We start from the raw sequence: 23,663 nt of genomic DNA on the forward strand, positions 1-23,663 counted from the left end.
GCGTTCCAGCAAAGGCAACAGTCCGGCGCAGCAGGTGATACAAGAGGGCGCCAAACCCACACCGCCCGGCGCAGTTTCTTGCGGGGAATTTCTCCCGGGCAAAGCGCCCTTCACCCCGCCAGGCAAAAGGCCGACAGGTCCCATTCGACCCATCAGCCCTCTACGCCGCGCCTGCTCTGACCCTTTTCACTTACCCTTTTTACTTTTCACCTTTCAGCCCCCGCGCCTTGTCAATCAACTGCAGAAACTCCCCGCGATACCCCTGCTTGTCTGCGCCTTTGCCATCCAGGGCCAGGCGGCGCACGGTCTCCCAGCTCAGCGAGCCTTTGTAGCTAGAGTCGCGCAGCAGCAGGCCAAAGCCCGCCACGGCGGCGCTGAATTTGTATTCCTCGCTGCTCGCGGTCAGAGTCCTGCCATCGTCCTTCGTCGGCACTTCGATGAGCTTGCTCAGATCGCTCTCAGGCTCCTTGTAGCGCAGCTTCACGGTCATCATCTCGCCGGTCTTCGCCGCTTCGGCGAGCTGGGCAGGTGAGATGGCGGGGGCCTGATACTTCAAGCTGTCCACGGCCGGGCGGCCCTCCGCACCAGCGGGCAGATTGGCTGGGACGATCTCATACAAGGCCACCACGCTGTGACCTGCGCCGATCTCTCCCGCATCCTTCGTGTCATCGTTGAAATCCTCCTTCGCCAGCAGGCGGTTTTCATAACCGATCAGCCGATAGCTGCGCACCGCCGCGGGATTGAACTCCACCTGGATTTTCACGTCTTTGGCGATGGTCACCAGCGTGCCGCTCATCTGCTCCACCAGCACCTTGCGCGCCTCGCTCAGGCTGTCGATGTAGGCGTAGTTGCCGTTGCCTTTGTCGGCCAGCGTTTCCATGGTGCGGTCCTTCAGATTGCCGCTGCCAAAGCCCAGCACGCTGAGAAACACACCGCTCTTCGCCTTGTGCTTGATGAGTTTTTCCAGCTCCTCCGGCGAGCTCACGCCCACATTGAAGTCGCCGTCTGTGCAGAGGATCACGCGGTTCACGCCGCCTTTGATGAAGCCCGCGACGGCCTGCTCATACGCCAGCTTGATGCCCGCGCTGCCGTGCGTGCTGCCACCTGCCTGCAGCCGGTTGATCGCCGCCAGGATCTCCTCCTTCTTCTCCCCGCTCGTTGGTGGCAAAACGACGCCGCTGCTGCCGGCATAGACCACCATCGTCACGCGGTCCCCTTCTCCGAGCTGCTCCGTGAGCATGCGCAGAGACTGCTGCACCAGCGGCAGCTTGGCAGGCTCATTCATGGAGCCTGACACATCCACCAGGAAGACCAGGTTGCTGGCCTTGCGGTCCTTGTCCATCTCACGGCCTTTGATGGCGATGCGTGCCAGCCTGTGCACCGGCTGCCAGGGGCATGGAGCCAGCTCCACGCGCACACCGAAGGGTTCCTTCGCATCATGCGCCGGGCCTTCTTCGGCGGTGGGGAAATAATTCACCAGCTCCTCAATGCGTACCGCATCCGGCGGCGGGATCATGTTCTGGTTCAAAAAGCGCCGCACGTTCGCATAGGACGCCGTGTCCACATCGATGGAAAGCGTGGACAGCGGCTCACGCGCCACGTCCTTGAGTTCGTTTTCGATGATGCGGGTGTAGGACTCGCCGGTGCCCGGCTGGATCTGCGGCTCGGGTTTGCGCTCCTCAGGCATCGCAGTGTTCCCAAAATAGAAGGCATCCGTCTTCACATCCTTGCCCAGATCGACCTTGCCCGCCTGCCCGGGCATTTTGGATTCCCATGATTCACTCACTTGGGCCAGCATCTTCGACCTCTGGGGGTCATAGGCTGCCGCCGCCTGTGTTGGATTCATCACCATTGGCAGATCCATGGCAACAGCAGCCGTCGAGTTAAACGTGGCCGGACTGGCAGGCGCAGCCGTGGTAGAGCTCGCATTGCCACCCACCGCCGCTGCCTGGGGATTCTGCACGCCCGCTGCGCTTGTGGTGAAGGTCGTGACGTCTTGGCGGGCCGTCGTTGACGATCCGCCGACGACTCCCGCAGGAGGAGAAGCCAGTGCAGCAGCAGGCGCTGCGCCTGCCACAGCGCCGCCGTTATTATTAAATACCACACCAGCATTGCGCTTCATCTGTCCTTGATCGTCCATCAGCGGAGCAAACGCATCGCGACTCGGCATCGCCGCACCATTGGACACATTCAACGTGCCGCCATTGATCGTCGTCCCGCCGCTGTAGGTATTGGCACCACCCAGGACCAGCACGCCCGCGCCCGTTTTGGTCATGGCTCCTGATCCGGAAACAATCGCCCCCAGCGTCTCACCCTCCCTTGGGGCGGCTGGAGCAGCGTTTGCAAAAGTGACCGCCCCCACCTTGGCAGGTGCCGGGCTCAAAGATCCGATAGTCGTCGTGCCACCGCCTGTGTTGACCGTGACACCGCCACTGAACGTCGTGTACCCCGTGTAGTTCGATGCACCCTGCAGATCCAGCGTGCCCGCGCCGCTCTTGGTCAGAGAAGGTCCTGCAGCCGTATTCCCCGTCGTGGCAGCCGTGACGCTCGCAAAGGTGGTCCCAGCAGAGGGCGTGGATTCAGCAGCACCGGCGTACGTTGAGCCGGTTGTGGTCCCCACAGGCAATCCAGTCCCTGAGACGGCCTGCCCCACCGTCAGCGAATTCGTCCCCGCCACAGTCGTATCACCAACCACAAATCTATTGGATGCCATGTATTCCCGTATTCCCGTAATGTTACGAACGGCCATCGTAGGTTCAGCCCGGTTTGAAACCGTAGTGCCACCCGTGAGCGTACTCGTCCCCATGCCCGTAGAGGGCGAAGCCGCCGTCGCATTTCCAATGGCGATCATGGTCCCCGCTCCGGCGAGCATGCCGGGCTGCGCCGCGCTGGCATCGCCATCAGCAGGCGCATTCGCCAGGGCAGCAGCCGATGCGCCGCCAAATTGGATGGAAGACCTGCGCGGAAGTTCCATCGCACCCGCATAAACAAACTCACGCGTCACCGCCATCGTGGCCCGCGTCCCAGACTTCGTCGTGACCACCGGCGCACCCATCAGGTCCACAGCCAGCTTCTTGCCAGTAGAATTGAGTGCACCGCCATTCACCACCACCGCCCCGGAGCCCAGCACCGTGCTCGCGTCGCTGGAAGACTTGCTCAACGCAGGCACATTGAAAACCGCCGCCTGCAAGTCAGTCACCACGGAGGCATCCGCGAATGCCGCAGAGATGTCACCGACACTGGGCCGGTCAATGAGGTGCGACTGGGCAGCGGTAGCGAAAGAAAGGACCCCCGGGGACTTCGCATCCACATAGGGATTCAACGGCATCCGTGTGAATGATAAATTTACGAGTCCAGAGTACCTGAAATTGGATAAATCATTCCGGAGAAAGGCGATGCACATGCCCGCAGTAAAATCATACCGATGAGACTGATGCAGGAACGCATTCATCGTGAGCGAGGCGCCTGCCTGAGCCGTAATGCTGCCAGTGCTTGAGTTCGCAGTTTTCAACACCAGCGCGGCCCCACCATCTGCAAACCACTTGAAACTTCCCACGTCCACGCTCGACTGGTAATCCGCCAGCGAAGCACCTGCGGGGAGAGAAACCAGCTCCAACGAGTTCGCATCGAATGCCGATGGGCTCCAACCCATGGACCAAAAGTAGGATGTCCAAGGCTCGATCACAATGCCTTTGAGCGAGATCCAGTGGTTCATAAAAAGGGTGAGACGCCCCGTGCGCCCTTCAGGCTCACGACGCAGTTGAATGAATCCATTCACATCCACAGTACCCGCGAGGGCCAACATGCTACCCGCACTCGCATGAATACCGCTCAGGATACTTTGGCCCGTTGCCGTAGCCCCAGAAACCGCGCCCCCCACCGTGAAAGCGGTGCCATCATTCACGGTCAGACGGCCCGTATCCACCGGCATGCTGGCATCGGCGCCGGCAAGCTGAACACTGCCATTCGTGAGCATTGGCGCAGCCGCTGCTGCGGCCGGCTCCAGCCTCTGTGAAGTCACGCCCGTCCCCGCCACGACGAGGCCGACTGGATCGGCAATCTTCAAGCCTCCGCCGAAGTTCAGGCCGTAGGCGTTCTCATCCTGCACGCGCTTCAGTCGCTCCACATCGCCGGGGCTCATTGCACGCTGGTCCTTGTTCACGGCCAGCGTAGTCACTGCGGACACAGGTGCGGATTTCGGCATGGGCGAAAGCGGTTTCGCCGCAGGCTGCTCCGCCACGATCACAGGCTTCACCGGTGTGGCCGCCAGCAGTCGCGCCTCTGGCCCCTGCCCTGCTTTCTTCTTCGCCTCCGGCTTCGGCGCCAGCTGCACCTTGACCATGGGCTTCTCCGCCACGACGGCGACGGCACGCGTTTCGCTCTTTCTGGAGGAATAAGCCTGCCACGTCCAAAACCCTCCCAGCACCGCGCATGCGGCCAGGGAGAGGCGGACGATGACGCCGATGTTCCACCGAGTGGTCTTGCCCGGCTTCCCGCTGGCCGCAGGAGTTTGTGCCGCGCCTGCAGCGGGCACTTGGGACGATGGCTCCACAGCCTGAGGCTTGGCGGCCTGCGCCACGAGCCGTTCGCGCTGTTTGTCGGTCAGCGCCAGGGAGTCATCGCGCAGTTCGCTCAGCAGGAAGTCGCAGAAAGCTTTCGTGGCATCCGCCTTCTCTTTGTCCTGCGGATTCTCCAGCAGCGCCGCCTCCAGCTGCTGGCGTTCTTCGGCACTGGCTTCATCCAGCGCCCAGGCGGTGATTTGTTCCGGTTTCATGATCTAAAAATAGGTAAGGAGTTTTAAGCAATGGCGTGTTTCAGTTTCGCCGCCGGCGGCGCGTCATGCGCCTGCCACTTCGTCTTCAGCGCGGCCACGCCGTGGTGGATCAGGTAGCCCACGTTGCCGATGCTGGTCTGCATCGCCGCGCTGATCTGCTGGTAGTCCAGCCCCGCGATGAACTTCAGCCGCACCGCCTCGCGCTGTCGCACCGGCAGGGTTTCGATGAGTTCACGCAGCGCCGTGGCCGTCTCGCGCTGCTCCATCGCGTCATTCGGCGCGGGATCAGCGGAGGTTTCGAGATCGAGTGTTTCTGTTTCCATAACAACGAGGCGTTGATGTTTGCGGTGATGGTCCAGGGCGCGGTTGCGGCAGACCGTGAAGAGCCAGGGAGCGAGCCTCTCGTGATCAAGAGTGGCCAGGTGCTGGCTCAGTTTTAAAAACACGTCCTGCACGATGTCCCGCGCATCCTCCAGATCCCCCGTGTAACCATGCGCATAGCGGATGAGGGGCCGCTCGTAGCGCTGCAGGGTTTCAAGAAAGAGGTCGTGCGGTTCGCTCATGAGGGTGTGTTCGGCGGGCATCACGTCTGACATTCCCGCATCTTGGGGAATTTTTTCACATAAGGCGAGATTGATCCTACAAAGCATGTCTCTTTGAGCCCGCACCTCTGATATGGAGTGCGGTCGCGAAGAGAGGAACGAACGCAGCTACCGCTTTCGCAGGCCGGACGGCTGGCGATATGCCGCAGCTTCTTCAGAAGCACCCGCTCCCCGGCGCGCGCAGGCCAGTTACTTAACGCAAGCCACGAGACGCTCGAAAGCGGTAGCTCCGATGCAGGCTTGCGCCGTGCATCTGCGCGACCGCAGTCCAAATTCACGCTGCAAGCTCACGCTTCTGATATGGACTGCGGTCGCGCAGTGAGGAACGAACGCAGCTACCGCTTTCGCCGTCCTCGGTGACTCACGCCTCCCTGCACCCACCCGAAAGCGGCAGCCGGCAAACTTCCGCCAGCCGTTCAGCACACGCCCGCCACGAGACACTCGAAAGCGGCAGCTTCACCCTTTCAGGGTTGCGCAGCCGCACTCCAAATCCCCCCCTCCCACTTCACGTCCCCATCTCTGCGTCCGTCCATCCTCTGCGGTTGAAATTCGCCCCCTTCACAACATGGCTCAACCCACGCAGACACAAAACACCCCAACCCCGGAATCCAGTCTCTGATTTCCGTGTATTCCGTGGTCCATTTCAGACCACTCCGCTCCGTCCCGCCCAGCTACTTCAGCTTCGCCGCAATCTCCCGGAACGCCTTCGAAGACGCCGACTTCTCCGCATCCTCCAGCGCAATCGGGTGCCCCTCGTCGCCGCACTCACGCACGTGCATCTCGATGGGGATCTGCCCCAGCAGCGGCACGCCCAGGCGCTTCGCCTCATGTTCACCGCCGCCTTTGCCAAAGATGTGGTACACCTGCCCGTCGCTCGGGCACAGGAAGTAGCTCATGTTTTCGATGATGCCCAGGATCGGCACATTCACCTTCTGAAACATCCCCACCGCCTTGCGCGCATCGATCAGCGCCACCTCCTGCGGCGTCGTCACGATCACCGCCCCGTCCAGCGACACCGTCTGCACGATCGTCAGCTGAATGTCCCCGGTGCCCGGCGGCAGATCCAGCACCAGCACATCCAGATTGTCCCACGCCACCTGCCGCAGAAACTGCTGCGTGTATCGTGTGGCGATGGGCCCGCGCACGATCACCGGCGAGCCATCATCCAGCAAAAAGCCCATGGAGATGAGCTGCACGCCATACTTCTCAATCGGCACGATCTGCTGCTCGTCATTCTGATAGGGCCTCTCATCCGTGCCAAACATGTGCGGAATGCTCGGCCCGTACAAATCGCAGTCACACAGGCCCACGCGCAGCCCGCTCTTGCTCATCGCGATGGCCAGATTCGAGGCCACCGTGCTCTTGCCCACACCGCCTTTGCCAGACGCCACGGCGATCACTTTCTTGACCCCGGGGATGCTCGACTTGCCCAGCTTTTCAGACGCCGTCACGCCCGCTCCCGGCGGGTCCTTGATGTCAAAGTTCAGCTTCACCTCGCCGATCCCCGCCACCTTGTTCAGCACGTCCATCGCCTGCTCATGGATGAGCCGCGGGATGTTCGGGTCACGCGTCGCCACCGAGATGTCGATGGTCACATTCTTCCCTTCAATCTGGATGCCTTTCACAAGGCCAAACGAAATGATGTCACGGCTGAATCCAGGGTAGCGGACGTTGCCAAGGGCGGTGCGGATGTCTTGTTCGGTGGGCATGGGGTTGGGGATACGTCTCAACTAGCGCGAGAAGTCAAAAGTGAAACGATTTTTATCCTCCTCTTCCTCTTACTCCTCGTCTTCGTCCTCGTTCTCCTACTCGTCCTTGATCCTGCCGCTCCGCCACACCCAAGCCATCGCGCCAAGCCAGGCACGTATTGTAGTCCCGGCTTTAGCCGGTCTGGCCGCGCTACCCAGAATCAATGATACCTCCTACTCCCCCCATCCCGTCCATTCCCCCACAAAAAAACGCCGCCTGTTTCCAGGCGGCGTTCGTGGATCGATAGCTCGGCAGCCTATTAAGGCTTCGGCACTTCGGAGATCGTCTTGAGAATGCGGCTGGCGATCGCGTATGGATTGCCCTGGCTGTTCGGACGGCGGTCTTCGAGGTAGCCCTTCCAGCCGTTTTTCTTGAAGCTGTGCGGGACGCGGATGGACGCGCCACGGTCAGCGATGCCCCAGGAGAACTGGTCGATGGACTGCGTCTCATGCAGACCGGTCAGGCGCATGTGATTGTCAGGGCCATACACGGCGATGTGCTCGGCGCAGTTCTTCTCGAACTGGGCCATGAGGGCGAGGAAATAGGGCTCGCCGCCGGTTTCACGCATGTACTTCGTGGAGAAGTTGGCGTGCATGCCGGAACCGTTCCAGTCGGTGGCGCCGAGAGGCTTGCAGTGGTACTCGACGTCCACGCAATACTTTTCACACAGACGCTGCAGGATGTAGCGGGCCACCCAGACCTGGTCGGCGCAGGTCTTGGAGCCTTTGCCGAAGATCTGGAATTCCCACTGGCCCTTGGCCACTTCGGCGTTGATGCCTTCGTGGTTGATGCCAGCGTCAAGGCAGAGGTCAAGGTGCTCCTCGACGATCTGACGTGCGATGTCGCCCACGTTCGTGTAGCCCACGCCCGTGTAGTAAGGGCCCTGCGGGGCAGGATAGCCGTTCTCAGGGAAGCCCAGGGGGCGGCCGTCCTGATAGAGGAAGTATTCCTGCTCAAAGCCGAACCAGGCGTCCGGATCGTCAAGAATCGTGGCGCGCTCGTTGGAGGCGTGGGGGGTGCCGTCGGCATTGTAAACTTCGCACATGACGAGCACGCCGTTCTTGCGGCTGCTGTCCGGGTACACGGCCACAGGCTTCAGCACGCAGTCAGAGCTGCCGCCAGGGGCCTGTTGGGTGGAGGAGCCGTCAAAGCCCCAGTCTGGCAGTTCTTCCAGCTTCGGGAAGCTGGCGAACTCCTTGATCTGAGTTTTGCCACGAAGGTTGCGGACAGGCTGATAACCGTCCAGCCAGAGATATTCGAGTTTGTATTTGGCCATGGTTGAATGTGTGGATTGAGTCTTGCCTAAGGCCTTCGGAAACTTTTCCTCCAGCAGCAGCGTCGTCGAAATGAGCATGTTTCATGCCACACGCGAGATGTTTTTTCAACTTTTTGCACCCACTCCGCCTCCTCAGGACCTCCGAAAGATCAGCAAACCCCCATCATTTCTCCACCCCTCATTTCTTGATCTCAGGCTCTCCACCGTCACCCCCACCCATAGCCTCTCTCCGGCCCCTCCCGCCTCTGTTTTTTCCGCCTTTTTTGCGCCCCTTTGCGGCCAGCCCTCCGTTCCCCTTTTACCATTGCACATCCCGCCCACAGGCCGGAAGGTGCCACCGCAAACACCCCAATGAAAGAAGCCAAAAACACCGCCCGCGCCATTGTGCACATCGGCTATGACGGCAAGGTGTACAAACAGTTCAAAGGGCACAACGCCCGGGACCGCTTCGAAAACGAAGTCCGCGTGCTCAAACTCCTCGAAGCACGCGGCTGCGACTACGTCCCCCGCCTCCTGGAATCCGACCCCGCAGAGCTGAAAATCGTCACCACCAACTGCGGCTCCATCGTCACCCACATCAGCGAAAAGCGCATCAAGGAGCTCTTCGGCGCCCTGGAGCGCGACTACGGCGTCCGCCATGACGACGCCTTTGCCCGCAACATCACCTACCGCAACTCCGACGGCAGGTTTTGCCTCATCGATTTCGAGCTCGCAACCATCATCGACGAGCCGCCGAAGCCTGCAGCATGAGCGATCCCAACCCCACCCAACCACCCCCCGCCCGCCTCCGCTGGTCCGGCATGACCCACCCCGGACGTGTCCGCACCAACAACGAAGACACCTTCCTGTGTCTGAACTTTGACGCCCACGAAGTCCGCTACCTCGGCAAAGTCGGCGAAGCCACCCTCGACAGCGGCGACTTCGTCTTTGCCGTGAGCGATGGCATGGGCGGCGCCAAGTCCGGCGAATTCGCCAGCAAGATCGCCGCCGAAAAAATCACCCAGCTTCTGCCGAAGAGCTTCAAGCAGTCCGCCCAGCACTTCTCCATCGGCCATGGCGATGTGTTGCAGGAGCTCATCAGCCGCATCCACGCCGAGCTCAGCAAACTCGGCCGCTACTACGAAGAATGCCGCGGCATGGGCGCGACCCTCAGCCTCGGCTGGTTCACCCCCGGCTGGCTGCACTTCGCCCACGTGGGCGACAGCCGCATCTACTACCTGCCCAAAGGCGGCCCCATGAAGCAGCTCACGCATGATCACAGCTACGTCGGCTGGCTCCAGCGCAAAGGCGAGCTCAATGAGCGCCAGGCCCGCACCCACCCGCGCAAGAGCGTCCTCATGCAGGTCCTCGGCGCCGGCCGCCAGAACATCGATCCCCACATCGGCTCCGTCGGCTGCGAGCCCGGCGATCGCTTCCTCTTCTGCACCGACGGCGTCATCGACGGCATCTGGGACCACCGCATCGCCGACATGCTCGCCAAAGACGACGCCAAGACCATCGTCGAATACGCCGTCGCCGAATCCGGCCGAGACAACGCCAGCGCCGTCGTCGTGGAGATGGTCTGAGTGGCTCACAGCACCGCTGCAGCAGAAGCCTCCCCATAAGCCCTAGCGGACTTATCCGTCCTGTTCTGGAGCCACGCTGCACCATGCCCTCATGATGACCTCCACCACAGCTCACCGCCACGTCCACATATGGACTGCGGTCGCGGAGTGAGGAACGAAAGCAGCTACCGCTTTCGCCGTCCCCGGTGACTCACGCCTACCAGTCAATACCCGAAAGCGGCAGCCGCTGCTTCTTCGCAGGCCAGTCACCTCACGCGCGCCACCAGTCTCTCAATCGCAGCCCAATCCATCTGCGCCCCAGCATCCAGCATCCACCGGACAACATCCGCCCACCCACTCCCAACCCACGCAGAGCAGCCCCCACCCATCACCGCCATGTTTCATGACCAACCAACCATGAAACGTAACGACCCCATCTCCCACCTCATGTCCCGCAATGTGATCACCGCCCACCACGGCGATCCCATCTCCAAAGTCCGCGCCCTCGTCCGCCAGCACGGCGTCCATCACATCCCCGTCGTCAATGCCGACCAGCTCGTCGGCATCATCTCCTGGACCGACATCCTTCGCGTCAGCTTTGGCGACGCCTTCCACACCGACGAACGTGCCGTGGACGCCACGCTGGATCACACCCTCTCCTTGGAGCAGGTCATGGAAAAAAGCCCCGTCACCCTCGCCGAAACCGGCACCGTGCGCGAAGCCGCCGAACTCCTTGCGGGCGGCACCTTCCACGCCCTCCCCATCGTCTCCGGCACCAAGCTCGTCGGCATCGTCACCACCACGGATCTCATCAAGTATCTGCTTGATCAGTTCTGATGCCATCTGCAGCTAAAAAGGAGTCTGGCTGAAGCCTCGAGCGGAGAGACAGAGATGCAGGGCTGTTTTCCACCGATAGTGGCATTTCAAACCTGCAATACACCATGGCGGAGGCCCGCGACCGCTGCCTTTCCACATTGCCAAGGACGGCGCACCTTTTTGAGCGCCTGAGATGTGACAGACCCGAAATCACGGACCCGCACAGCGGTTCCCTACCAGCCCTGAGGCACGCGATGCTCTGGAGGGTAGGGATGCGCTGTGCGCGTCCGTAGAATCCTTCGTCCCAGCGCGGACTGCGAACTCGGCGTTCTCCCCCTTTTCAAACGCCTCCGACTTCTGCTTTCGAAGGTCCCCCATGCATCTCTCACAAGCCCGCGAACGGCACCCGCATTCCTCTTTGCCCCGCGCCGAATGCTGAGATAGGCTGCTGTAGCATGCCCAAAACCCGGAGTCTCCTTTTCGCCGCAGCCCTTCTCGCCGTTCCCACCGCCCACTTCGCGGCCGGGTTGAATGAGGCTGCGGAATACGTCTCCGCCCAGCAGGCTCTCGCAGACGGACTCCCCGGCGTCGCCGCCGTCAAGGCCGAGCGCCTCCTCAAGCTCAAAGGCTGGACCCGCGTGGAGACGCGCCAGCTCGCCACCTTCGCCGCCGAGGCCTGGACCCGTGCCAGCGAAGGCGCCCGCGTCCTCGCCCTCACAGACACTTACGACCTCGATGACGAGCCCTTCTGGCGCGGCCAGGGCCTCGTCCTCACCGGAGACCTCAGCGCCGCACGCCAGGTCCTCACTGAGCAAACCTCCCCCCAGCAGCACCCGCGCACGCCCCTGCTCCTCGCGCAGATCCTCGCCACCCTCGGCGAAAACGCCGCCGCCCGCGATGCCCTCGCCCCCCTGCTCACCTCCACCGATGCCGCCCTGCAAAATCAGGCACGCCTCCTCCAAAGCGAGATCGACATCAGCGAAGGCAAGCCCGCCAGCGGACTCCCCGCGACGGAGGAGAAAGACGATGCCGCCACCCGCTTTCTGCGCGCACGCGCCCTGCTCCAAAGCGGAAAGATCACCCCCGCCAAGGAAATGCTCCAGTCCGTGCTCAGCGCCCCCCAGGGCGGAGAGCGCATCCACCAGGCTGCCCAGCTCCTCCAGGTAGAGGCACTCCTCCAGCAGCACCGGGCCACCGAAGCCCAGAAGCAGCTCACCCAGTTCCTCGATGCCACCGCCCACAGCCCCCTCTGGGTCGAGGCCTTTGATCTCCTCAACCGCGCCCATCAGGACATCCCCACCACCGGCACCATCCCCGAAGGCGTCCTCCGCTGGATCTCCGCCGGAAACACCGCCCAGCAGCAGCCAGACCCATCTCCCTTCCTCGTCGCCGCCACCGCCGAATTCCGCGGCCACGCCATCTACCTCACCGCCCAGTGGCTCGCCGCCCAGCAGCGCGATGACGCAGCCGTCAGCATGCTGGAAGCCCTCATCCAGCTTCACCCCAATCACCCCCGCCTCAGCGATGCCATGCAGCAGGCCATGGAGATCTACGCCCGGCGAAACATTGACCAGCGCGTCAAAGCCCTGGCCGAAGCCTGGCACCAGAAATTCCACACCTCCTCCGTCCCCGTGGACTTCGCCCTTGGCAGCCTCCACTTCCGCCGCGGCGAGACCCGCGAAGCCCTCCAGATGTTTCAAGACGCCGCCAACGTCGCCACCACCCTCACCGAGCGCCGCCGCGCCCTCTTCAATGCCGCCGTCGCCGCCATCACCGCCAGCGACTTCCCCCTCTACCGCAGCCTCCTCAGCCAGCTGGAGCTCATCTCCAACGCCGCCGCCACCGGCCCCGAAAGCGCCGACACCGCCGCCATGCTCGAGCTCGAAAAAGCCCTCTTCCTCGCCTCCACCCGCAAGCCCGAAGCCGAGGCCGCCCTGCGCAACTTCATCCGCGCCTATCCCAAGCACCCACGCTTCTCAGACGCGTGCATCGCCCTCGCCGAATGGTGCCTCCTCGCCACCCCGCCCCGCATTGACGATGCCCTCAAAGCACTCGACAACGCCACCACCGCCCCCGGCCAGCTCCCGCCCCAGCAGCAGCAGCGCATCCAATACACCCGCCTCTGGCTCAGCGATGCCGCAGGCGATCTCAAAACCCTCATCACCCAGGGCGCCGACTTCATCAAGCTCTGGCCCAAAAGCCCCCTCCTCCCCGAAGTCCGCATGAAGATCGCCGGCGCCTACTACCGCCTCGAAGACTTCGCCAATGCCCGCACCGAATTCGAAATCATCGCCCATGATTATCCCGACACCGAGCAGGCAGACACCGCCCTCTACTTCGCCGCCATGTCCGCCACCTCCGTCATGAGCGAAGACGGCCGCAAACGCGCCCTCGAAATCTGGGACGAGCTCGCCCAGAAAAACGGCCCCCTCGCCGTCGCCTCCCGCAGGCAGCAGGCCCTCTCAGAGCGCCTCCAGGGAAACCACGCCGCCGCACTCACCGTCCTCGACAAAGTCCTCGCCATGAAAGCGCTCGATCCCGCCCAGCGCCTCATGATCATCTGTGAAAAAGCCGAGCTCCTCCTCCTCCTCGGCAAGACCGACCCCGCCCAGCTCGACGCCGCCGCAGACCTCCTCGACGCCTTCCTCACCGACCACTCCCTCCCCTTCGTCTGGAAAGCCCGCGCCGGCTTCACCCTCGCCACCGTACACCACGACGCCAGGCACGACACCGAAGCCCTCGAAGCCTGCTACAACGTCCTCCGCGCCGCAGACATGACCCCGCCCGCCAGCCCCGCCGACTACGTCTGGTTCTCCAAAGCCGGCTTCTTCGGCGTCGATCTCCTCGAAGCCTCCCGCCAGTGGGAAGCCGCCGCCCGCCTTGCCGAGCAGATCGCCCAGCGCCCCGGAGACCGCGCCACCGAAGCGCGGGACCGCGCCACCAAGATCCGCCTCGAACACTACCTCTGGGACGGCCCCGCCCCCAAGCTCCCCACCGTCCTCAAGTTCAAAGACACCCCCGCCGAGCCCCCCGCCCCCGAAAAAGCCCCGGCCAAAGGCACCAAGAAGAAGGCCAAATAAGCCCCCCCTTCACAAATCCCGCCTCCGCGCGCCCCTCAAAATGGGGTCAGTGTGCAAATTCTTGACAAAATTTCCACACCCACGAACGCCCGCTATTCGGCATCCCCGCCTCCTTCAAAATGGGGTCAGGATGCAAATTCTTGACAAAAATAACCACCCGCATATTCGCACTGAACCCGCGCCCGACTTCAGCCCCCCCCCGCCAGCGAAAGCCCCGGGGCGCAGGCGCTCACGGCAAAAACTGACACTGTTTACTCCCCTCTGGAATAAACCCGCAAACCAACCGCGTTGGTTCCACAGCCAGCCCCGGCAGCGCAGACGCAGACGATCCGCCTCTTCGCCGCCTGGAGCCCCCACCAACGCTCCCACCAAGCCCGCCCCATGATGCCCCCTCGCTTCCTCTGCCTGCTCGTTGCCCTCTCCATCACCACCTTCGCCCAGGCCCAAACCGCAGATCCAAAGCCCCTCGTCGAAAAAGCCCTCACCGCCGTCGGCGGCAAAGACCGGCTGCTCAAGATTTTCCGCATCAAAGAAATCTTCCACTTCGGCAACCCCCCCGAGCCCGCCGAAGGAAAAAAACGCTCCATCCGCGAGTCCATCCTCTCCCAGCCCGACAAATGGTGGATCAACAAAAAGGAACGCGGCACCGAGCCCGCCAAGGACGACGTCCGCGCCTGGTCCCTGGACCTCCTCGTCGATGAAAAGTCCAAGATCGAAGTCATCCCCGACCTCACCGACGAAGGCAAAAGCTGCTTCGGCCTCCGCGTCAGCGGCAGCGTCACCCCCGACATGGATTTCTACTTCGACAAAGAAACCTCCCTCCTCCACCGCCTCGACTGGCGCGGCGACTTCTACCGCTTCACCGACTGGAAAGAGCACGACGGCCTCAAGTACGCCAGCAAGACCATCATCTTCAAAGTGAAGGACAGCAAACCCTGGTTCTACCACGAAGTCACCGAGCTCGAACGCCTCCCCCAGCTCCCCGAGGGCCTCGCCAAGCCCTAACGCCGCACACCGCAAACCTCGCCCACCATTCCGTCTCAAAATGGGGTCAGTGTGCAAATTCTTGACAAAATCGCCCCCTTCCCCCTAAAATCCCGCCATGCCACGCAGCATCCGCATCCAGTCCGCCGGCGCCTACTACCACGTCATGGCCCGGGGAAACCGTCGCGAAGCCATCTTCCATGACGACGCCGACCGCCGCTTCTTCCTCCACACTCTCAGTCAGGCCTGCGAGATGACCGGCTGGCGCGTCCACGCCTGGGTGCTCATGGGCAATCACTACCACCTCTTCCTCCAGACCCCCGAGCCCAACCTCGTCGCCGGCATGTCCTGGCTGCAAAACACCCTCACCCGCCGCTACAACGTCCGGCACAGCCAGTGGGGCCGCCTCTTTGGCGATCGCTACAAAGCCGTCATCGTCGAAGGCACCGACCCCTACCACTACCAGACCCTCCTCGACTACATCCACCTCAACCCCGTCCGCGCCAAACTCATCCGCCCCAAGGCCGGCAGAAGCGTGCTCGACTACCGCTGGAGCAGCCTCGCCGGCGGCTACGCCCTCCCGCCCAAAGAGCGCCCCAAGTGGCTCGATGCCGCCAGCGGCCTCCGCGCCTTCAATCTCGAAGACAACGCCGCCGGCCGCCGCCAGATGATCAAGCGCCTCGACCGCCGCGCCCTCAGCGAAGAACTCGCCAGCTGCGGCGTCCCCCCGCTCCCCGAGGAAGCCGATGCCCGCAGCAGCCACCTCCGCCGCGGCTGGTACTGGGGCACCCAGGCCTTTGGCGACGCCATGCGCAAGCTCGCCGCCGCCGCCGTCACCAAGCACACCCCCAAATCCCGCAACTACCGCGCCGATCCCCACGTCGCCTCCCACGGCCAGCAGCAGGCCGAAGCCTGGCTCAAGCAAGGCCTCAAAGCCGCCGGCATGAAGCCCGCCGAAGTCGCCCAGCTCAAAGGCTCCGATCCCCGCAAGCTCCTCCTCGCCGATCTCCTCTGGCGCCGCACCACCGTCACCCAGGAATGGCTCGCCGAAGCACTCGCCATGAAATCCGCCGCCAACGTCAGCCAGCAGCTCCGCCGCCTCGACCGCAAAAAAGTCCGAGCCCGAGCCCCCAAGGAACTGATCGAGTTCCTCGATCTGGCGGAAGCACCCGCAGAATGACCGCCCTGCGGTTTCGTCAATCATTTGCAGAATGTCCCCAATTTGAGGGCAAAAGCCATGTCTTACACGTTTTTGTCGCGCTCCGCAGAATTGTTTCTCGCCCAGCAGTTCACCCAATTTTAACGTGCCCATGCGCATTCGCGTAGAACCGAAAGTCCAAACCAGCTACCACCGTGGAATGATCGACAACGGTTTGTTGTCTCGATTGGAGAGTTTCATCATGGCGGATTTGTCATCGCAGCTACCTGTTCCAGCAGATGACATCCACGGGACCATTGCCCCCTGTTACGACGAGGAACGTTTTTGCGGCCCAAACAGTGCCGTGAAGGACATCTATCGGCTTGAATTGTGCTTTCTGGCGGGGTCAGAGATTCTTGGCACTTTTAAGGACGACATTAGCTATGACACGGCGGCTAAGATATTCGGCCCTCGTCGCCGGCACCGCAGGCTGCTTGTTGCCACTCAGGCCCGGCAGGAGGCCCAGAAGGCATTAGGTGAGGCAGTTGATGCTCTTTGCCGGCGCATCAGTAAGGAGCACCTGACAGAGGCCGTCTGCCCCAAGTGCTCGGCAGTCTTGACCATCATTGACCGCCCTGCACTCTTTGATGTGACTTGTCCTCACGGCTGCTTCAACTACGACTTCCACAGGGATCCGGCATCCGGCGAGTTCGAGCACGGACACGTCTTTTTTGGACAGCCTGATTGACACCACATCACGACAAACCAAGAGGGTGGAAAATGCGGATTGAAACCGCTGCAAAATGGGGTCAGGGTGCAAATTATTGACAAAATATTCCACCCTGGAATCAAGGGTGCCGCACATTCTTCCGGGCATTGTCCTCACCCTCGCAGCAGCCGTCGTCAGCGAAATTGACACCCTCATCTGTTTCTTCATCCCCTCTCACTACGCCCACGGACCCCGGCAGCAGCGGCAGGCCACACCCCGGCAACGCTCAAGCATCACAGCCCCCCAAATCACCACTCCCCAGCACCCACTCAGCCTTTTTCTTTTTTTGCGCCTTTTTGCGGCCAGCCCTCCCTCTCCCCACTTTTCCCGCCCCCTGCCGAAAAACATCTTGCATCCTGCCCCTACATCCCACACACTTCACGCCGTTCCAAGTTCTCTCAACTTGGTGAACACTTGGTGTTGTTCCCGGCAGGATTGCCGAAGTTTCCCCGGCCCTCGCGCTGATGAAACGCGACTCCGCACTCGCTGCGTAGCCGTCATTCCTGCAGAGACTCACCGCGGCAAGGCCGCTATCCCCCTACATTCCCCCAAACCACACCGCACGGAAGGCCGCCGTCATCGCCATGGCCGCACCCGTTCGCTGCATTCCCACAGACATCGTTCTTCATCATGGCAGGCCACAATAAATGGTCCAAAATCAAGCGTGGCAAAGCCATCACGGATGCCAAGCGCGGCAATGCCTTCAGCAAGCTGTCGAAGGAAATCACCCTCGCCGCCAAGCACGGCGGTGGCAACATTGACATGAATGCACGCCTGCGCAGCGCCGTCCTGGCGGCACGCGCGGCCAACATGCCCAATGACAACATCGACCGCGCCGTCAAAAAAGGCACCGGCGAGCTCGGCGGCGCGCAGATCGAAGAAATCCTCTACGAAGCCTACGCCCCCGGCGGCGTGGCCATGATGATCGAAATCGTCACCGACAACCGCAACCGCAGCGCCAACGACATCCGCGTCCTCCTCGGCAAAAACCAGGGCACCTTCGCAGACTCCGGCAGTGTGGCCTACATGTTCGCACGTCGTGGCGAGATCCGCCTCGACAAAGCGGCCGCCACCGAAGACCAGATCATGGAGATCGCCCTCGATGCCGGCGCCGAAGACATCATCGAAGACGGCGACGAATGGATCGTCTACACCGCCACCGATCAGCTCTTCCAGGTCAATGGCGCACTCCGCGAAAAAGGCCTCAACTCCACTTCGCAAAAGCTCATCTATCAGCCGCAGACCACCGTTACCATCAGTGATGTGGACACCGCGAAATCCCTGATCCGTCTCTACGACATCCTCGACGACTACGACGACGCGCAGCACATCCACGCCAATTTTGAAATCGACGACGCCATTGCCGATCAGCTCGATTAATCCCCTCCCCTTTCCTGTTTATGTCTGACGAAACCACCGCCGAGCTCGAAGCTCCCAAAACCAAGCGCAAAGCCCCGGCCAAAAAAGCAGCGGTCAAAAAAGTCGCCACCAAAGCCAAAGCCGAGCCCGTCGTGGAAGTCGCTGTGGAAGAAGCCGCGCCACCTCCTGCTGTGAAAAAAGCGTCCAAAGCAAAAGCCAAAGCCGCACCTGCCGCCGAGCCCGCAGTGGAAGTCGTCATCGAAGCAGCAGCAGCCCCTGCCGCCGCCAAGCCCAAGGCCAAAGCCCCAGCACGCAAGACCGCCAAGAAAAAGGGCGACGCCGCCGAAGCTCCTGAGCTCAATCTTGAAATCCCCGCAGCGCCCACACCTGCTCCCGTCGAAGCAGCCCCTGCCGCCATCGTCCAGGAAACAGCCCCGGCACCCGTTGCTGAAGCCCCCGCACCCGTGGCAGCTTCCGCTCCTGCTGCTGCACCTCAAGCCGCTGCCCCAGCCCCCGGCGCACCCGCCGCCAACGCCGAAGGCGCGGAAGACTCTGATGGCGACGACGAAGCCGAAGGCAGCAATGCCGGCACGGAGCCCAACGGCCTGCCCCGCTACACCGTCATCGGTGAAAACGGCCAGCCACGCCCCATGACCGCCAAGGAGCGCCGCAAAGCCAAGTTCGAACGCTGGAAGCAGCGCCGTGCCGAGCGCGACGCCCAGCGCCGCGCGGGCGTCCCCTACACGCCCAACCCCAATGGCAACCGCGATGGCGGTGGCAATCGCGACCGCGACAACGGCGGAAACCGTGAACGCGAGCGCGACAACGGCAACCCCCAGCAGGGCCCCCAGGGCGGCCGCAATTACGAGCCCGAGCCCGAAAAACCCCTCGGCCCGCCAGAGCCCGCCAATGGCATTCTCGAAATGTCCCCCAAAGGCTACGGCTTCCTCCGCCGCCGGGAGATGTCCTTCGCCCAGCATCCGCAGGATGCCTTCATCGCCCCCGAGTTCGTCCGCAAGTACGGCCTCCGCGAAGGCATGCAGATCGTCGGCGTCCAGTGCAAAGGCGCACGCGGCCCGCAGATCACCGAAGTCACCGAGGTCAATGGCCGCAATCCCCTCGCCATGCGGGATCTCCCTCTCTTCGAAGAACTCAAAGCCATCAATCCCAACAAGCGCTACCAGCTTGAGACCACCAAGGACCGCCTCACCACCCGTGTCATCGACATGATGACCCCGGTCGGCCGTGGCCAGCGCGGACTCATCGTCGCCGCACCCCGTGCCGGCAAGACCACCATCCTTCAGCACATCGCCGAAGCCATGGTCACCAATCATCCCGGCGTGCACTTGATGATCCTCCTCGTCGATGAGCGCCCCGAAGAAGTCACCGAGTTCAAGCGCATCCTCCCGCAGGCCGAAATTTACGCCAGCAACAACGACCAGGACGTCAAGAACCACACCCGCATCTGCACCTTCGCCATCGAGCGCGCCAAGCGCCTCGTCGAGTGCGGCGAGCACGTCTTCATGCTCATGGACTCCCTCACCCGCATGGCCCGCGCCTTCAACAACACCGCCAAATCCGGTGCTGTCATGAGCGGTGGCGTCGGCGTCGGCGCGTTGGAAATCCCACGTCGTCTCTTCGCCGCTGCGCGCAATACCCGCACCGCAGGCTCCCTCACCATCCTCGGCACCGCCCTGGTGGAAACCGGCACCCGCATGGACGACCTCATCTTCCAGGAGTTCAAAGGCACCGGCAACATGGAGCTCGTCCTCGATCGCAAGATCGCCGAGCAGTTCGTCTACCCCGCCGTGAACATCTTCAAATCCGGCACCCGCCGTGAAGAGCTCCTGCTGCAGACCTTCCAGCTCGACAAGATCCACATGCTGCGCCGCGGCCTCGCCGGCCACAAGCCCGTGGAGGCCATCCAGCGCGTCATTTCGCTGCTGGAGCGCTACCCAAGCAATGCGCAGATGCTCGTCGATCTGCCAAGCAAATCGTAGCACCTCGGCTCGGCAGTCCTCATTCCCAGCACGGGCTTTCCCATCCTTCGCCACCCAGGCAAGGAGGAAAGCCCGTTCTGCTTTTTCGCCAGTCGTTCTCCCTCTTCACCCAGCGCACGTAATGCAGTCCCGGCTTTCGTGTCCTCCGTAGCTCGAAGAGTAAAGGAGGAAGCTGGTTCAGTTCGTCGCCTGCGCCCTGATGCAGTCTGGCGCTGCTCCATCTCGCAGGGATTGACACATGCTCGCCGCTTGAGGATACTCATCCACCATGAACACCCTGGAGACCGACATCGAGATCAGCGCCGACGGAAGCGTACGGCTGCTCTCTCCTTTGCCGGCTTGGCTGCGGCCCGGGCGGAGTCATGTGCTGCTGGTCATGGCCGATGGCGGAGCAGGGCATCGTGCACCCGGCGTGCATGAGGCAGGACCCGGCATTGAAAAAACACACCCCGTTTGTGGGGGTGATGCATGCACCGCCAGCACTCGCATTCCGGTCTGGACGCTGGAGCAGTCACGCCGGCTGGGGATGACCGAGGCTCAACTGCTGGAGGCCTATCCGAGCCTCAAGCGAAACGATCTGACCTGCGCCTGGGACTACGTGACTGCGAACAAGGTGGAAATCGAGAACGCCATCCGCGAAAACGAGGAAGCCTGATCCGCCGTGCCTGCACGACTCTACTCCAACGAGAACTTTGACCACCGCGTCGTCATATGCCTGCGCGCGTTAGGCCATGATGAGCTGACCTCCCTGGACGCTGGACGTGCCAACCAGCGCATTCCTGACGAGGAAGTGCTGGAGTTCGCCAGGCGCGAAGGCCGTGCGGTGCTGACCTTCAATCGCCTGCATTTCATGCGCCTGCACCGTTCCACGAATGCAGAGCACGCAGGCATTATCGTTTGCACCACAGATCCCGCCCCCCAGGAGCTCGCGCAAAGAATCGATCAGTGCATTCGCGAGGCAGTCACTCTCCCAGGGCAGCTTGTGCGAGTGAACCGCCCCATGCGCTGAATGCGGTGGGAGCCGAGTGCCCATCTCATAGATCCCCGATCCCTGCCAAACAGGCCTTCCGTGCGGAATTCCGGTGCCACCTGTGGTGCAGAGAATGCTTTCAAGGCCCGCTCCCCTTCCCGTTCCGGGCGGAGTTCCCCATTCCTCATTCCCCCGTTGCCCCACCGTCCCCTTCAGCGTATCCCCTCTCATGCCGATCCCCGCACGTGACATCCAAGTGGACTCCGTCCTCCCGCCCACGCCGCCGGAGATCAATCCCATCGCCGCCAAGCTCGCCAGCAGCAAAGACCCCGTCAACAACGCCGCTGCACGCATCCTCTCCAAGTACCTCGACGAGCTCATGCGCGTCCCCGGCACCAACGTCCGTTTCGGGCTTGATCCCATCCTCGCCCTCATCCCCGCCGTCGGCGACACCGTCGCCTCAGGCGCAGGCTTCATCATCCTGCTCGATGCCCTCCGCAGCGGCATCCCCATTCCCGTCTTCCTGCGCATGGCGCTGAATATGGGCATCAATTTCGCCATCGGCCTCATCCCCGGCGCCGGGGCGTTTGCCTCCGTCTTCTTCAAATCCAACACGCGTAATTTGAAACTCCTCCTCGCCTGGCAGGCCGGACACAAAGACAAAGTCAAGCGCAGCACCCTCCACTTCTATGCCGGCATCTTCATGCTCATCGCCATGATCATCGGCTTCATCGCCATCGCCTGGGCCTTCTACGCCTGGCTCTTCTACTCCGCCGCCCAGGCCATCCTCCACGCCCTCGGCTTCAGCTAAAAGTACGATGGGCACTCATGCCCGTCGACCAGCGCCCTCCCATCCCCCCACGCCCCCATCGGTACGACAAGCCTGCTCCGCTGCTCAATGAGAAAACCACACTGTAGCACGTAATACCACATCACACATCAGTCCCGCCAACTCATACACCACTCACACAAAAGCAAGAGCCCCCCCTCTGCCCCATTGACTTCCCCCCACCCCACAATCACCAATCCCCTCTTCTTTTTTTGCCTCAATTTTTGCGCCTCTTTGCGGCCAATCAATTCCCGTTCCCCCATGCCCAAACCCGCCCTCCACACCCTCGCCCCCGACTTCACCGCCCCCGTCATCGGAGGCACTTACAAGTCTGAAACCTCCCTCACCCTCAGCCACCTCCGCGGCCAAAAAGTCGTCCTCTACTTCTACCCCAAAGACGACACCCCCGACTGCACCAAGCAAGCCTGCGCCCTCCGCGACGCCTGGTCCCAGATCACCCAGAAAGCCCTCCTCTTCGGCATCAGCACCGATCCCCTCAAGCGCCACGCCAAGTTCATCGAAAAGTACACCCTCCCCTTCCCCCTCATCGCCGACGCAGACCACACCATCGTCAACGCCTACGGCGTCTGGGTCGAAAAAACCCTCTACGGCAAAAAATACCTGGGCACCGAACGCAGCACCTTCATCATCAGCGAGACCGGCCACATCACCACCATCCTCGAAAAGGTAAAACCCGACGAGCACCTCGACCAAGTCCTCGCCGCATTAGCATCGTAGTCTTCGTTCGCCCAACTTCGTATTGTAGTACCGACTTTCGCCGGTCTGGATTCCCCCGTGTGCAGTTCAGCCTCCCCCCCCCGGTGAGGCTGGCTATAATGACGACACTGAAGGACTTTCTGCCGAAGGCGTTTTGACTTCACCCCCCGGTGAGGCTGGCTATAATCAAAGCCTGGCTCTCCCACCAGCCCACCGCGTTTTGACTTCACCCCCCGGTGAGGCTGGCTATAATGCTGGGCATGCGAAAGCCATTAGGCGGAGCGTTTTGACTTCACCCCCCGGTGAGGCTGGCTATAATGGATGGGTGCTTATGCACTCCATTATACTCGTTTTGACTTCACCCCCCGGTGAGGCTGGCTATAATGCGGGTTAGTGCTGACTTTCCACGGGCATTGTTTTGACTTCACCCCCCGGTGAGGCTGGCTATAATCAATCACGAATGCTGTCACCTTGGATCTGTGTTTTGACTTCACCCCCCGGTGAGGCTGGCTATAATTTGACGCACTGTTCAGCAAATGAATAAGCTGTTTTGACTTCACCCCCCGGTGAGGCTGGCTATAATCAGCACGTCCTCGAACAGCACGTCCTGACAGTTTTGACTTCACCCCCCGGTGAGGCTGGCTATAATGATGTCAGCCGTCGTGATGTGACGAGTCCCGTTTTGACTTCACCCCCCGGTGAGGCTGGCTATAATGGCGGAGTCCGGCGCGGCGCGCAAAAATTCGTTTTGACTTCACCCCCCGGTGAGGCTGGCTATAATCTGCGTCATCTACGGCATTTGCGCCAGTGCGTTTTGACTTCACCCCCCGGTGAGGCTGGCTATAATTTCACCTTTTTTGACCTGGCGCTGGAAGGTGTTTTGACTTCACCCCCCGGTGAGGCTGGCTATAATCACTCCGGCAGATCATTCACCTCCCACACAGTTTTGACTTCACCCCCCGGTGAGGCTGGCTATAATCCCAACTCCGCAACGCCTAATCTTCAACATGTTTTGACTTCACCCCCCGGTGAGGCTGGCTATAATTTGCGCTCTTA

17 protein-coding genes and 1 CRISPR repeat array (1 of these 18 only partly in view) are annotated in these 23,663 nt (G+C 61.9%); of the genes, 13 read left to right on the plus strand and 4 right to left on the minus strand.

Annotated elements, in window-relative coordinates; translation table 11 throughout:
• Positions 1 to 199: 199 nt before the first annotated feature.
• The 4 genes from AC24GY_RS15105 to AC24GY_RS15120 form a co-directional block, all read right to left on the minus strand.
• Positions 200 to 4,774, minus strand: a complete 4,575-nt coding sequence (locus AC24GY_RS15105) for a YfbK domain-containing protein (RefSeq protein WP_487684520.1) — start codon at positions 4,772 to 4,774, stop codon at positions 200 to 202.
• Between the two features lie 23 nt (positions 4,775 to 4,797).
• Positions 4,798 to 5,358, minus strand: coding sequence for an RNA polymerase sigma factor (locus AC24GY_RS15110; RefSeq protein WP_487684523.1), 561 nt, complete (start codon positions 5,356 to 5,358; stop codon positions 4,798 to 4,800).
• A gap of 689 nt (positions 5,359 to 6,047) precedes the next feature.
• The gene (locus AC24GY_RS15115) at positions 6,048 to 7,085 is read right to left on the minus strand and encodes an Mrp/NBP35 family ATP-binding protein (RefSeq protein ID WP_487684526.1); all 1,038 of its coding nucleotides are present in this window, start codon (positions 7,083 to 7,085) and stop codon (positions 6,048 to 6,050) included.
• Between the two features lie 299 nt (positions 7,086 to 7,384).
• Positions 7,385 to 8,401 (minus strand): glutamine synthetase beta-grasp domain-containing protein, encoded by a 1,017-nt coding sequence (locus AC24GY_RS15120; protein ID WP_422321187.1) that lies wholly within the window; start codon positions 8,399 to 8,401, stop codon positions 7,385 to 7,387.
• Between the two features lie 351 nt (positions 8,402 to 8,752).
• Between AC24GY_RS15120 and AC24GY_RS15125 the strand changes: the two genes are divergently transcribed.
• The 13 genes from AC24GY_RS15125 to AC24GY_RS15185 all read left to right on the plus strand — a co-directional run bounded on the left by AC24GY_RS15125 (position 8,753) and on the right by AC24GY_RS15185 (position 22,628).
• Positions 8,753 to 9,151 (plus strand): BUD32 family EKC/KEOPS complex subunit, encoded by a 399-nt coding sequence (locus AC24GY_RS15125; RefSeq protein ID WP_487684529.1) that lies wholly within the window; start codon positions 8,753 to 8,755, stop codon positions 9,149 to 9,151.
• A complete protein-coding gene (locus tag AC24GY_RS15130; RefSeq protein ID WP_487684532.1) occupies positions 9,148 to 9,966 on the plus strand; it encodes a PP2C family protein-serine/threonine phosphatase in 819 nt (272 codons plus the stop codon). The genes AC24GY_RS15125 and AC24GY_RS15130 overlap by 4 nt, the downstream gene beginning before the upstream one ends.
• Before the next feature lie 396 nt (positions 9,967 to 10,362).
• Positions 10,363 to 10,782: a CBS domain-containing protein gene (locus tag AC24GY_RS15135; RefSeq protein WP_487684536.1), complete on the plus strand. Its 420-nt coding sequence runs from the start codon at positions 10,363 to 10,365 to the stop codon at positions 10,780 to 10,782.
• A gap of 434 nt (positions 10,783 to 11,216) precedes the next feature.
• Positions 11,217 to 13,841, plus strand: coding sequence for an outer membrane protein assembly factor BamD (gene bamD, locus AC24GY_RS15140; RefSeq protein WP_487684539.1), 2,625 nt, complete (start codon positions 11,217 to 11,219; stop codon positions 13,839 to 13,841).
• Positions 13,842 to 14,222: 381 nt separating this feature from the next.
• The gene (locus AC24GY_RS15145; protein WP_487684542.1) at positions 14,223 to 14,846 is read left to right on the plus strand and encodes a hypothetical protein; all 624 of its coding nucleotides are present in this window, start codon (positions 14,223 to 14,225) and stop codon (positions 14,844 to 14,846) included.
• A gap of 97 nt (positions 14,847 to 14,943) precedes the next feature.
• Positions 14,944 to 16,005, plus strand: coding sequence for a transposase (locus AC24GY_RS15150; protein ID WP_487684545.1), 1,062 nt, complete (start codon positions 14,944 to 14,946; stop codon positions 16,003 to 16,005).
• A 130-nt stretch (positions 16,006 to 16,135) separates the two neighbouring features.
• Positions 16,136 to 16,711, plus strand: coding sequence for a glycosyltransferase family protein (locus AC24GY_RS15155; protein ID WP_487684548.1), 576 nt, complete (start codon positions 16,136 to 16,138; stop codon positions 16,709 to 16,711).
• Positions 16,712 to 17,362: 651 nt separating this feature from the next.
• Positions 17,363 to 18,112, plus strand: coding sequence for a YebC/PmpR family DNA-binding transcriptional regulator (locus AC24GY_RS15160; protein ID WP_487684551.1), 750 nt, complete (start codon positions 17,363 to 17,365; stop codon positions 18,110 to 18,112).
• A gap of 20 nt (positions 18,113 to 18,132) precedes the next feature.
• Positions 18,133 to 20,091: a transcription termination factor Rho gene (gene rho, locus AC24GY_RS15165; RefSeq protein ID WP_487684554.1), complete on the plus strand. Its 1,959-nt coding sequence runs from the start codon at positions 18,133 to 18,135 to the stop codon at positions 20,089 to 20,091.
• Positions 20,092 to 20,359: 268 nt separating this feature from the next.
• Positions 20,360 to 20,746, plus strand: coding sequence for a DUF433 domain-containing protein (locus AC24GY_RS15170; RefSeq protein ID WP_487684557.1), 387 nt, complete (start codon positions 20,360 to 20,362; stop codon positions 20,744 to 20,746).
• A gap of 6 nt (positions 20,747 to 20,752) precedes the next feature.
• Entirely contained in the window at positions 20,753 to 21,100 is a 348-nt protein-coding gene (locus tag AC24GY_RS15175; protein ID WP_487684559.1) for a DUF5615 family PIN-like protein, read from the plus strand.
• A gap of 190 nt (positions 21,101 to 21,290) precedes the next feature.
• Positions 21,291 to 21,872, plus strand: a complete 582-nt coding sequence (locus AC24GY_RS15180) for a DUF4112 domain-containing protein (protein ID WP_487684562.1) — start codon at positions 21,291 to 21,293, stop codon at positions 21,870 to 21,872.
• A 279-nt stretch (positions 21,873 to 22,151) separates the two neighbouring features.
• Entirely contained in the window at positions 22,152 to 22,628 is a 477-nt protein-coding gene (locus AC24GY_RS15185; RefSeq protein WP_487684565.1) for a peroxiredoxin, read from the plus strand.
• 64 nt (positions 22,629 to 22,692) lie between these two features.
• Positions 22,693 to 23,663: a CRISPR direct-repeat array (repeat unit 36 nt; unit sequence GTTTTGACTTCACCCCCCGGTGAGGCTGGCTATAAT) (it continues 2,035 nt past the right edge of the window).

The organism is Prosthecobacter sp. Pr1, assembly GCF_057652315.1.